The organism is Priestia abyssalis (assembly GCF_002019595.1).
In the GTDB taxonomy this organism is placed as follows: domain Bacteria; phylum Bacillota; class Bacilli; order Bacillales; family Bacillaceae_H; genus Bacillus_BA; species Bacillus_BA abyssalis.
In genome coordinates this window covers 5378959-5391586 of record NZ_KV917369.1, presented here as the reverse complement: position 1 = coordinate 5391586, position 12628 = coordinate 5378959, and the positions used below count along the sequence as shown (strand labels likewise).

The following is a 12628-nucleotide window of genomic DNA, read 5'->3' as shown; positions in this document are numbered from 1 at the left end:
TTACATTCCGGTCGCATACATGTGGGAATTTCTTCAATATAATATACCATAAAGAGAAGCTTCATTCTGCAGGGGATTTTACCCCCTGCAGAATGTTAGTTAAACTTATCAGACTTCTTATATTAGAAAGCAGGATAAAGAGAAGTGAAAGTTGAGTAGGGGGAGTCAGGAGATGACCATACGCAAAGTCATTATTCCGGCTGCGGGGCTGGGGACCCGTTTTTTGCCGGCGACAAAAGCGCAGCCAAAAGAAATGCTTCCAATTGTAGATAAACCGACTATTCAATATATCGTGGAGGAAGCGGTCGCCTCCGGCATCGAAGATATTATCATTATTAGCGGCCGCGGCAAGCGGGCCATCGAGGACCATTTCGATAAATCATATGAACTGGAAGAAACGCTGGCGAAGAAAGGGAAACAGGAACGTCTTAAGGAGATTCAAGCCATTTCCAACCTCGCCAATATCCATTACATTCGTCAGAAAGAGCCAAAGGGATTGGGCGACGCCATCAATTGCGCGCGGACGTTTATCGGGGATGAGCCGTTTGCCGTCATGCTGGGAGACGATATTGTCCAATCGAACACTCCATGCTTGCGTCAATTGATCAATGTATATGAAAAACAACGCTGTTCCGTTATTGGCGTTCAGAAAGTAGCGGATGAAGAGGTATCCAAGTATGGAATTGTCGCTCCAAAAGGTGAGTCATTAGATCAAGGTGTATTCCAAATTCAGTCGCTTGTGGAAAAGCCAGAGCTTCATGATGCGCCCTCTAATTATGCGATCATGGGTCGCTATATATTAACTCCGGAAATCTTTGGGGTTTTAGAAGGGCTGCCCCCGGGAGCGGGAGGAGAGATCCAGCTGACAGATGCCATCAGGCAGTTAAGCGCATCTCAATCCATCATGGCTTATTATTTCGAGGGTACTCGATATGATGTAGGAGATAAGTTCGGATTTATTAAGGCGACGATTGACTTTGCGTTAAGGCGTGAGGATCTGCGCGAAGATCTACTGAACTATTTCCAAAATATAAAATCCACATAAGCGGTCGGCAAGCTCCCTTGCGGGTTCTTGCCGACCGCTTATACGAGAACCTTTGTGAGTTGATTTAAGGTGTAAGAACAGAGAGGCGCAAATAAGACAAAAACAATTGTAAAGTTAAAAATTTAAATGGATTCATATAGAGTCACATAAAGGAAACTTCCATCGGTGGAAGTACAAAACAGGCAAGTGATGTACCGGTTCTTGCCTGGCGCTTATAGAAGGCTTTTAAGGCGGGGCACATTTAAGAGGAGAAAATTTATGAAAAGAGGCAGTTTGGAGGGAACAATGTGAGAATTTCAATCGCAGGAACGGGTTATGTAGGGCTTGTGACAGGGGTATGCCTTTCGGATATCGGTTATCATGTTACATGCTTTGACATCGATGAACAAAAAGTGCAACGAATGAGAGACGGAATGTCGCCCATCTATGAGCCGGGTCTTGATGAATTAATGAAGAAAAATATCGAAGCCGGACGCCTGCATTTCACATCTTTTGCAGAAGAGGCTTATCAAAACAAGGACGTTATTTATATAGCGGTAGGAACACCCGAAAAACCAGATGGGTCTGCGAACCTGGAATATGTGGAGGCGGTGGCAAAAGCGATTGCCGAACACATTAATCAAGACGCGACGGTCGTTACGAAAAGCACAGTGCCTGTCGGGACAAATGACCATATCAAGAAGCTGATCGAACAGCACAAAAATAAAGACGTAAAAGTCGATATCGTCTCCAACCCGGAGTTTCTGCGCGAAGGCTCCGCCATCCATGATACGTTTAACGGAGACCGGATTGTCTTAGGTGTGGAGGATGAACAAACGGGAGAGAAAATGAGAAAGCTTTATGAGCCGTTTGGACTTCCGATTGTCATCACAAACATTCGAAGCGCGGAAATGATCAAGTACGCAGCTAATGCCTTTTTGGCGACCAAAATCAGCTTCATTAATGAAATTGCTAACATTTGCGAGCGTGTAGGAGCCGATATTTCTGATGTGGCAAACGGAATCGGCATGGACAAGCGCATTGGGAGAGAATTTCTACATGCGGGCATCGGTTACGGGGGTTCTTGCTTCCCGAAAGATACGAAAGCGCTGGCCCAGCTCGCCGACCAAATTGACTACCGTTTTAACCTTCTTGAATCAGTCATTGAAGTCAACAATCAGCAGCGGGTAGTCCTATTTGAAAAAGCGGAACGAATGATGGGTCCTCTCAATGGGAAGAAAGCCGCGATTTTGGGCCTGGCTTTTAAACCCAATACGGACGATATCCGTGAAGCGGCATCTCTATTGCTAATTGATAAGCTGTTAGAAGCGGGAGTATCGGTTCAGGCCTATGATCCGATTGCCTCTGCCCATGTGAAGGCTCAATATGGAGACCGTATCCAGTATGCTGACTCACCGGAGGAAGCGTTAAAAGCGGCAGATTTGGCGTTTATCGTAACCGAATGGGAACAGATTAAATCCCTCCCATTATCGGCATATGTCGAACGAATGAAAACCCCTGTCATTTTTGACGGCCGTAACTGCTATGCCTTGGAAGATGTGCGGAAATACCCAATTACCTATGTGTCCATTGGCCGCGAATCAGTTATAGTAAATCCACAAAAATAAGTTGAACATGGGCCCTCTTTGCCCATGTTCAACTTATTTAATGAAATTTTTATACTCTAACTAGGAACAATATCCTTAAAGAGGTTGTTCAAAAAGTCCGGGAAAAATGACCGTCGAAATTGCTTGTACAGGATGTACTGATCCGACGTTCGCCACAGGACGTGGCGGTTCTTAGTCGGGCGGCGTCAGCTTGTCTCTTCGCTACTCACGTATTAATAGCATATCCTCGAAAAAGAAGAATACTTTTTCTTCGTGCGAGGATAATGCTTTCGTAGCGGCCAGCTTGCGCTCCGTTCCTTGGAAAAGAAAATCACTTTTCCTGCGTGCGATGAAGAATCGTGAGAAGCTTTCCTTTATGTTCGAGACGGCGCTTCCTTGAACTTCTCGGTCCTTTTTGAACACACACTTAAAGTCATTGTTATAAGTCATTGTTATATTAGTCAATTGATACTTTTTTATTTATATTGAAGCGAGTTCATAAACAGTTATCTAGATATCCCGAATTTTTTGACCATGTCGAAGTTTCTAGATGGACGGAGACTTTAAGGAAATTCTTTTCATGTTTTAAGATAAATGCTATCATGATTTTGTGTTTTTCGATATAATATCATTTAGGTTTTAAATTCTTAGGCATGTCATACAAAGGAGATTTTTTGAAATGACAAAGAAATTATGCGTAGTTGGCTTAGGCTATATAGGGTTACCAACAGCGGTAATGTTCGCGAATCATGGCTTACGTGTCCATGGTGTGGACGTAAATGAAAAAGCAGTAGAGCTGATCCAAAATAAGCAGCTTCATATAGAAGAAAATGGTTTACAGGAACGATTAACCTCAGCGGTCGACAGCGGAAACTTTACCGCTTCGACAACACCTGAAGAAGCGGATGTTTTCATCATTGCTGTACCGTCTCCAATCAATGCTGATAAAACGGCGAACTTAAACTATGTGCGCGAAGCGACGAAATCCATCGTGCCCTATGTGAAAAAAGGAAATCTTATCATTTTGGAATCCACTGTTCCTCCGCGTACGGTAGAAGACGTTATGATGCCTGTTTTAAAAGAAACGGGTCTGCAATTCGGTACGGAATTATTCATTTCTCATTCACCAGAGCGTGTTATTCCAGGACGCGTGTTTGAAGAGCTAGTGAATAATGACCGCATTGTCGGCGGCATTAACGAAGAATCAAGCCGTCTGACGGTGGAGCTTTATAAGACGTTCGTTGAAGGCAGCATTCATGTAACGGATGCGACAACAGCGGAAATGGTTAAGGTTATTGAAAATACGTATCGCGATGTCAACATTGCCTTTGCCAATGAACTTGCGAAGATTTGTGAAAAAATCGGTGTCAATGCATGGGAAGCCATTAAGCTTGCGAACTACCACCCGCGTGTAAATATTCATTTACCGGGGCCGGGAGTAGGCGGTCACTGCATCGCAGTTGATCCTTGGTTCCTAGTGGAATTGCAGCCGGAATTGGCAAAAATCATTTCTTTAGCACGTCAAACGAATGATGCGATGCCAGAATATACGGCTTTAAAAGTGAAAAACATTTTCGAGCAAAAAGGAATTCAGCATGGACGTGTAGCGGTATTGGGGTTAGCGTTCAAAGGAAACATCGATGATATGCGCGAAAGTCCATCTACAGAAGTCATTCACCATTTAGAACAGCTTGGCATGGACTACACGGCGTATGATCCGCATATTAAAGAAAACAAGTTGGAGCGTCAAACGCAGCATCTTGAGGAAGCGGTCGCGCATGCCGATGCCATCCTCATTTTAACGGATCATAATGAATTCAAGTCTCTTCAGCCTGAATTGGTGGAAGGGCCAATGCGAACAAAGATCATCGTGGATACGAAAAACTGCATTGACCGCAATAATTGGGAAGAAAGCGGATTTGATGTGTTCTTATTAGGTGACTCGAAATACTCTGCATTTTAATTAAACACATCCAGATAACTCATTGGACACGGGTGAAAACCGTCTATATCCAATGAGTTAGCCTGTTTTTCGACCCGCGCGGCATGCAGGCGGAAATGTTCTGGTGGAGCGCGGAGTTTTTACTGTATTTCGGATTTATTTTAATATCTTATGACGGCAACTAATAGAACCCGTTATGATAACTCTTTTGAATAGGTGATTAAATGAAAGAAAACATCTTAGGGATAGATGTTTGCGGTGAAACGTATGAACAGCTGACAGCTCATTTGTTAGCGGACATTGAGGAAAAGCGAAACGCTTTTATCGTTGCCATTAACCCTGAAAAAATCATGAAAGCCCAGCAAGATGAGAGCCTGCGTCAATTATTGAACTCCGCAACCTATCAAATTCCTGATGGGATAGGAGTCATTATCGCGTCCATTCTTAAAGGCGGGAACATTCGCCAGCGTGTGACGGGGATCGATATGATGCTTCAGCTTTGTAAAGAAGCGGCCATCCATCAAAAAAAGATTTTTCTTTATGGTGCCAAGCCAGGCATTGTTGATGAAGCGAAGGTAAAGCTGGAGGAAATGTTCCCTGGCATCCAAATCAAGGGTACGCTCCATGGCTATGAAAAGGATGAAAAAGTCATCGCAGATACCATCAATGCTTCAGAAGCCGAAATCATCTTCGTCGCATTGGGAAGCCCGGCGCAGGAAAACTGGATCATCGAACATAAAGAGAAGCTTGCTCCTTATGTATATCAGGGAGTGGGAGGATCTTTTGATGTTATATCCGGCCGTTTAAACCGTGCGCCGGCTTTCTTTCAAAAGTTTGGACTAGAATGGTTTTACCGATTGTTGAAAGAACCGTGGCGCTGGAAAAGACAGTTGATTTTACCGAAATTCTTGATGAAAGTCATTAAAGGGTAGAAGGTTTTCGTATGTCAAAGTTACGATTAGCCAGTATTTTGTTAATTATTTCAACCTTTGTGCTGAAATTTTCGAGTATGCTGCGGGATCTTGTCATCGCCAACTATTTCGGTTCGTCCCATGAAGCGGATGCCTATTTAGCGGCCATGATCATTCCGAATACGCTCATCTTATTTATGCTGACAGGGATGAAGGAAGCTTTTTTGCCGAGTTATTATAAATATAATGCGCTCGGTCAAGGATTTTCCCATTTAACGAATATCGTCAAGGGAACGTTCTGGATTTCTCTTGCCGTCACGATTGTAGGGATGATTCTTTCTCCTTTTGTTATTCCGGTTGTCTATCCGAAGCCGGAGGCAATGGATGTGGCTGTGTGGACGGCTGTCATTTATTTCGCTTCCGTTTTCCTTGTAGGAATCAATGCGGTATATGAAGGGTATTTTGATGCGCAGAGAAAGTTTTCCTTTTCGACGTTTTCCCAGACGAGTGTCGTGCTTGCGACCATTGGGGGCACCATTTTATTTCATGATCGTCTAGGCATCTATTCGGCGGCTCTCGGTTATTTTGTGGGAACAATTATTTCGCTGTTCATTAAATTGATTTACTTGAAACCGGGCCAATTCATGAATTGGAAGCAGCCGATGGACAAGCGGGAGGTATCCTCCTTTTATCTGATTTTCTTGCCGGTTGGATTGACGATTGCGGTAGGACAAGTGAACTTGCTTATTAACACCATCTTTTCTTCTCGCTTGGAGGAGGGGGTCGTAGCCAACTTGAACTATGCATTCCGTCTCGTCAATATTCCACAGGCCATTTTTGGCGTTACGATTGCCACAATCATTTTTCCGCTTTTAGCACAGGCAAAAATAGAGCAAAAAATGGACTTGTTCAAGCAAGGGATCGAAAAAGGCCTTTCCTTTATGTTCCTGTTTGTGGCGCCTACCGTGACAGGAATGGTGCTTCTGATGGAAGAGGTTGTCCAAATCTTCTATCAACGCGGGAAATTCGATGCGACTTCCACGGCTTTGACAAGTGAATATGCGGTATACTATGTGGGATCTGTCGTGTTTTATAGTATACAGGCCGTCATTGCCAAAGGGTTTTATACACTCGAAAAAGGTCATTATATGCTTCGTATCGGGGTCATTTCCATTGTATGTAACGTCATTTTCAATGCGCTGCTCGTAAAGACAATGGGGGCACCGGGACTTGCGCTGTCTTTCTCGTTAGTGGGATTTGTGTACTCGGTCATTACGTTCAGTACGCTGTATAAAATCTCTGGAGGCTTCGATTTACGCTATGTGGCAAAAGAATATATAAAAGTATTTATCGCAACAGCTGTGATGATAGCTGTTTTATTATTTGTTGAACGGTTCATCGCATCGTGGAATGTATACGTATATGTTGCAGCCATGGCGATGATTGGAGGAGCGGTCTATTTTATCGCGTTGTTCCTCACACGTTCTCAATCTATGAAAGAACTCATTAATATTAAACAATTTAAACGCAAAGCAAGTGAAGGGGGGTAAGTGTTACTAACGATTTTAGTAACAACACCTTTATGTTAAAAAACAATCGTCTTATTCAAACGATTAATAAATATGATGTATTCTCTCCCTACATTTTCTTTCCATCAATCATGATGATTTACTTTTTCTTCAGCTTATTCGACTTCGGTCGTGTGGAGCTGTTTGATGCAAAGAAAAATATCGTGCCGGTCATCCTTGTTGGATTGGCTGCCTATTATGCAGCAGTTTTTATCGTCACGAAGCTTGGCTGGACATTTCCGACATTCGGCTTAGGCTTCCTAAAGGGAAAAACAATCTGGTTTTTATATTTGCTCGGACTGGTGGGTCTTGTCAGCTATTTGATCATGTTGTTTACAGGTCAAATCGGAATTGCCGATGAATCCGTTCGACGCAACTTGGATCCGAAGCTTAATTTCTTAAGTACGTTCTTATGGTTTGCGGTCATTTTTATCATCAGTTACCGCATTATTAAAGAAGGACAATTCAAGAAAACGTATGTTGTCTTATTGTTATTGATTTTTGGGGCATTCATGCTGATGGGATACCGTACGGCGATTGCTATCATGTTCTTTACATCGATGCTGATTTTCCACTACATGGTGCGCCGTATTAGTACGTCATGGCTCATTTTGTTCATGACCGTTATCTTTGTTTCCTTCTCGTTGTTCGGTTTGTTCCGTGTTCTGACAGAAGATACATCTAAGCCATTCAATGATCGTACAGGTCCGCAAGTGGAACTTACGGAGGAAAAAGAAGATCGTATCCTTCAATTGAGACGTGAAGTGAATAAAACGCCGAAAGCCATCCGTGCGTTGACGGAAACGATGGTAACAGGGCGTATTGTGGTAAGTAAAATTATGGAGTATACAGAAGATTACGGTTATTTGAAAGGCGAGCTTCATAAAGGCATTTTCTCGACCGTTCTGCCGGGTGAGCAAGTATCGCCGCGTATGATGATTACCGATGCGGTAAACTCTTATGCAATCAAAGACGGAAACTACATTACACGTCCGGGACGTACAACGACTCCGACGATTTTAGGGCAGCTGTTCATTGAGGGCGGCTATATCGCAGTCATCCTTGGTTTGGCTTTTTACGGAGCTGTCTTGACGATGCTGTATAACCGAATGATGAAAACGGGTACGAAGTCTTATCAAACGATTGCTTACGGCTTCGTCATGACGATTTTCATGATTTCGATCCATACCGGTTTATTGGATCTCGTGTTCTTGATCATGATCGTATATGCGATTGTTTCGACAAGTATCGAGCAAGATCGAAAATTGCAAAATCCATAAATTATTTAGCGGAAAAATCAAAAAAACAAATTGTCCTCCATGCATTTAGATGGTAAAATGGATACAGAGAGAAATATTTCCTTCTTTTGAAATAATAACCTCGGTTGGTAGCCCAATGAGAAAAACGCCTAAAGGTTTAGGCGTTTTTCTCATTTTTCTTTTTCATGGAGCAGAAAATTCCCCTCCATGAAAAAGAAAATGCAGTTTCTAAAGGAAACTTCCATCAGCAAGGGCTTTTCTTTATCTCCGTCAAATATTTCTAAGGCCGTCGCATTTTGAAACGGGGGTCTTACTGCCTATCGTTAATACGAGACAAAAGAAACCGCTGAGCGATGCTCAGCAGTTTCTTTTATTGTCCAGCTGCGGCTCCTAGCTCAGCACGGGAAATGATGCTTGCCCTCATAAGGCAAAAAGCGTATACGGGGTCAATCCCTATTTCCTTGGGCCCACAGGATGTGGGTCATGCCGACGTTGCCGCAGGACGCGGCGTTCTTAGTCGGCCTTCTCTGAACAGTCGCCTTCGCTTTTCTTACTGTTTCGGATATACCTTCCACGTACTTAAGTCCATCGTTTCTTTTTGAACGAGTTCTTTCGGGAAGATGAACGTCCACGGTTTGGTTGTATAGGCTTTGACTCTGAATTCGTCTAGACGGAAACCGCCGGTTGCGATGACTTCGCCGCTCGCATCTTCAACGATGAGCGGAATTTGCTGGAATGTCACGTCTTTTTCGCTTCCGTTGCGAATCAGGACTGATACATGCAAGTTTTGATTGTCGTCATGGCGAATTTGCAGCCCCATGAAGTTCACTTCGCCTTCTCCGGGCGGTGTTAATTGTTTCTCCACTAAATCTTTGAGCTTTTCTTTTTCTTCTTCCGGAAGTGCTTGCTCCCAGCTTTCTTCCAGGTCCAGCTGGTGGGCCGGTTTCAATTGGAAGGCAAGTGTCCAGCCGCTTTCCGGAAGCTCGTCCACTTTGACGGTGGATGGTTCAAAAACAAAGTTCCACGGACGGCTGGAAGCAGCAGGAAGCTCTCCTAACTCGGATAAATCAAAGTGTTTTTTCGCTAATAATTCTTTTTCCGGTCCTAATAAAACAAGGGCCATTTCTTCGAGCTTGATTGGACGATTTAAGCTGGTGCGTACAAGCGCATTGACGGTTACAACGCCTGTCATTTCATTGCGCTGCAGCTCTAATCCCGATAAAGAAAGCTGGTTGGGCTTTAGAGGCTCGCAATCGTTATTGAGGAACTGGTAGACGTAGCGATCCTCTTCTTTAATATCCCAATCCGGATGAAAGGAAAGCTTCGGCCGAACGAGTTCTTCGCTTGATGCGTTCTCATCTTTAGCGGTTACATCCTTTGATTCAATCGTACTGTCCAATCCTTGTTTTTGCGGGTTTTTACTTTTGCGTTTGAAAAATGATAACATGTGAAACCTCCGTTAACACACGATAGGGGAGGGAAACAACTGAAGGTTTCCGTCACCCTGCTCGTCCTGTATTTTCTTACATCCCTTGAGCCGTTTTCAGCAATTCGGACACTTGTACAGCGACCTCTTTCTCGAGGCTGTGATACATGTTCGTAAACAGCTCCAATCCTTCGCGCTGGTATTGGCGCATCGGATCTTCCTGACTGTAGCTGCGCAGACCGATTCCTTCCTTTAAACGTTCCATCGCTTCCAAATGTTTGATCCACTCGCGGTCGACTGTATTTAAAAGCAATGACTTCAATGTGTATTGGAAGCGGCTGTCTTCTTTATACGGTTCCAACTGTTCCGTGTACTGTTTAATGGCCGGCAAAATGACTTGCTCGACTTCCTCCCGTTCGTGAACCGGATGGTCAAACGTAATAGGGAAACCGTGGAGAACTTCTTTCATTTCATTTGATAAAATCTTCAAATCCCATTCTTCCGGCAGAAGTTCTTCGTCACAAACCGCATTCATGACCGCTTGCGCATAAGAAGTAATCATCGGCTCGACGAGTGACAGGCTGTCTTCTGTCAGAAGCACTTTGTCACGAAGCTTGTAGATGACTCCACGCTGCTCGTTGATGACATTGTCCAGTTTCAAGTTATACTCGCGCATTGCGTAGTTGCTTCCTTCACAAATGCGTTGGACACGATCGACGAACTCACCGATCTTTTTATTGAGAACAAGGCCATCTTCGTTTGTTTTCAGCTGCGGCTGCAACTTTTCAAGTTCTTCCCGTGCGAAGCGGCGGAACATATCATCTTCAAGGGAAATGAAGAACTGAGATCGTCCCGGATCTCCCTGGCGGCCGGAGCGTCCTTTCAGCTGGTTATCGATACGTCTCGATTCATGGCGTTCCGTTCCCAATACGAACAGTCCCCCTAATTCTTCCACGCCTTCACCAAGCTTGATATCGGTACCGCGTCCTGCCATATTCGTCGCGATTGTTACATGACCTTTCTGGCCGGCGCCGGAAATAAGCTCGATTTCTTGATCGACACTTTTGGCGTTTAAAATTTGATAAGGCACACCGGCTTCGCGTAAATAGTTCGCTGCTTCTTCCGATTGAAGGATGGAAGTTGTCCCGATTAAAATCGGCTGTCCCGTTTCATGGATACGTTTTGCTTCTGCTGCTACTGCTCGATATTTGGCTTCGGTGGTCGCGAACACAAGGTCTGTTTCATCCTGACGCTGAATCGGACGGTTCGTCGGGATTTGCACAACGTCCATTGCATACAGCTCTTGAAATTCTTTTTCCTCTGTTTTTGCCGTTCCCGTCATTCCAGACAAGACCGGATAGAGACGGAAGTAGTTTTGGATCGTAATGGAAGCCTGTGTTTTGTTTTCTTCCGTAACGGTGACGCCTTCCTTCGCTTCAAGCGCCTGATGGAGACCATTGCTTAATGTGCGGCCTTCCATCGTACGACCCGTAAACATATCGACAAGCAAAATCTTATCGTCTTTGACGATGTAATCCACATCGCGTTTAAACATCACAGAAGCACGCAATGCTTGAATCATGTAATGGTAAAGCGTTTGATGTTCCAACTCATATAAGTTGTCGATGCCAAATCCTTGTTCAATTTTCTCGATGCCTTCATCCGTAAAGCTCGTCGCTTTCGTTTCTTCATCAAAATGATAATGGATATCGGGTTCAAACGTTTTCACGATTTTCGCGCATAAATGGTGCAAGTTAAAGCTTGATGCCGTTTTACCGGCAATGATGAGCGGTGTTTTCGCTTCGTCAATCAAGACGCTGTCGACTTCATCGATAATGGCATAATGATATGGACGCTGCACGCGCTGGCTCACATCATACACCATGTGGTCGCGGAGGTGGTCAAATCCGAATTCATTCCCCACACCGTATGTAATGTCTGCTTGATACGCGGTTTTCTTTTGGTCAGGCTGCATCATCGGTACGTTCAAGCCGACTGTCAATCCTAGAAATTCATGGATTTTCCCGATCAAGTTACGGTCGCGGCGCGCCAGGTAATCATTCACGGTAATGACATGAACGCCTTTCCCTTCGAGGGCACGCAAATAACTCGGCAAGGAGGCGACGAGCGTTTTTCCTTCCCCAGTCGGCATTTCCGCGATATTTCCTTCCGTTAACACAAGTCCGCCGATTAACTGCACATCGAAGTGGCGCATGTTGACGACGCGTTTTGCTGCTTCTCTTACTGTCGCGAATGCTTCGACCTGAAGATCAAAAATCGTTTTGCCATCCGCTAACTGCTGCTTAAATTCCACGGTTTTATGCTGAAGCTCCTCATCCGTCAATTTCTCGAACTCAGGCTCAAGACGGTTAATCTCTTCTACCAGCTTGTAATACTTCTTAATTCGGCGCTCTTGATTATCGCCAATCACTTTCTTGATGTAAGATAACATCCTATTCTCCTAGCCTTTCCTATATAAGTACTATATTAATTCTCTACTATTACCTATTGTTTTGTGTACCAGTGGCAATAAGCGAAAAAGATCTTCGCTTTTATATATCCTATTTAATAGCTTGAAACATCTTTATTTCGTTGAGAAGGATTCATAATCGGTGATCCGGACAACTTGAATTTGCCCCCAAAGGTTTAGAAAGCTGACATGACTGTTCTTGGGTCATGTCGAATCTTCTAAATCGATCATCTACACATAGAATAGTATAGCACTCTTCTTTTTTACTTTCACGGACTAATGGTAAACATTTTCTATTATTCCATATCCAAATTAAGGAAGTGTATTGTTGATATAAAAGAATAGGGTCGTTTGGAGGAAGAAAGAGAGGAAGTAGAAAAAAAGTCATTATTTTATGGTTTTTTTTATAAAAATATGAAAC

The 12628-nt window shown here is 43.8% G+C and carries 8 protein-coding genes; 6 read left to right on the top strand and 2 right to left on the bottom strand.

What is annotated here, in order from left to right; genetic code table 11:
• Positions 1–172 precede the first annotated feature (172 nt).
• From galU to BK575_RS25785, 6 genes are all read left to right on the top strand, one after another.
• A complete protein-coding gene (galU, locus tag BK575_RS25810) occupies positions 173–1045 on the top strand; it encodes a UTP--glucose-1-phosphate uridylyltransferase GalU (RefSeq protein WP_078414378.1) in 873 nt (290 codons plus the stop codon).
• Between the two features lie 287 nt (positions 1046–1332).
• Entirely contained in the window at positions 1333–2652 is a 1320-nt protein-coding gene (locus BK575_RS25805; RefSeq protein ID WP_078414377.1) for a UDP-glucose dehydrogenase family protein, read from the top strand.
• Positions 2653–3310: 658 nt separating this feature from the next.
• On the top strand, positions 3311–4594 hold the full coding sequence (locus tag BK575_RS25800; protein WP_078414376.1) for a nucleotide sugar dehydrogenase: 1284 nt from the start codon (positions 3311–3313) through the stop codon (positions 4592–4594).
• A gap of 203 nt (positions 4595–4797) precedes the next feature.
• Entirely contained in the window at positions 4798–5505 is a 708-nt protein-coding gene (locus BK575_RS25795) for a WecB/TagA/CpsF family glycosyltransferase (protein ID WP_078414375.1), read from the top strand.
• Positions 5506–5516: 11 nt separating this feature from the next.
• Entirely contained in the window at positions 5517–7034 is a 1518-nt protein-coding gene (gene murJ / locus BK575_RS25790) for a murein biosynthesis integral membrane protein MurJ (protein ID WP_078414374.1), read from the top strand.
• 32 nt (positions 7035–7066) lie between these two features.
• Positions 7067–8332, top strand: coding sequence for a hypothetical protein (locus BK575_RS25785; protein WP_078414373.1), 1266 nt, complete (start codon positions 7067–7069; stop codon positions 8330–8332).
• Positions 8333–8861: 529 nt separating this feature from the next.
• Here the strand turns inward: BK575_RS25785 and BK575_RS25780 are convergent.
• Together BK575_RS25780 and secA2 are read right to left on the bottom strand one after the other, a co-directional pair.
• Positions 8862–9758: an accessory Sec system S-layer assembly protein gene (locus tag BK575_RS25780; protein WP_078414372.1), complete on the bottom strand. Its 897-nt coding sequence runs from the start codon at positions 9756–9758 to the stop codon at positions 8862–8864.
• Positions 9759–9834: 76 nt separating this feature from the next.
• A complete protein-coding gene (secA2, locus tag BK575_RS25775) occupies positions 9835–12189 on the bottom strand; it encodes an accessory Sec system translocase SecA2 (protein ID WP_078414371.1) in 2355 nt (784 codons plus the stop codon).
• Positions 12190–12628 lie beyond the last annotated feature (439 nt).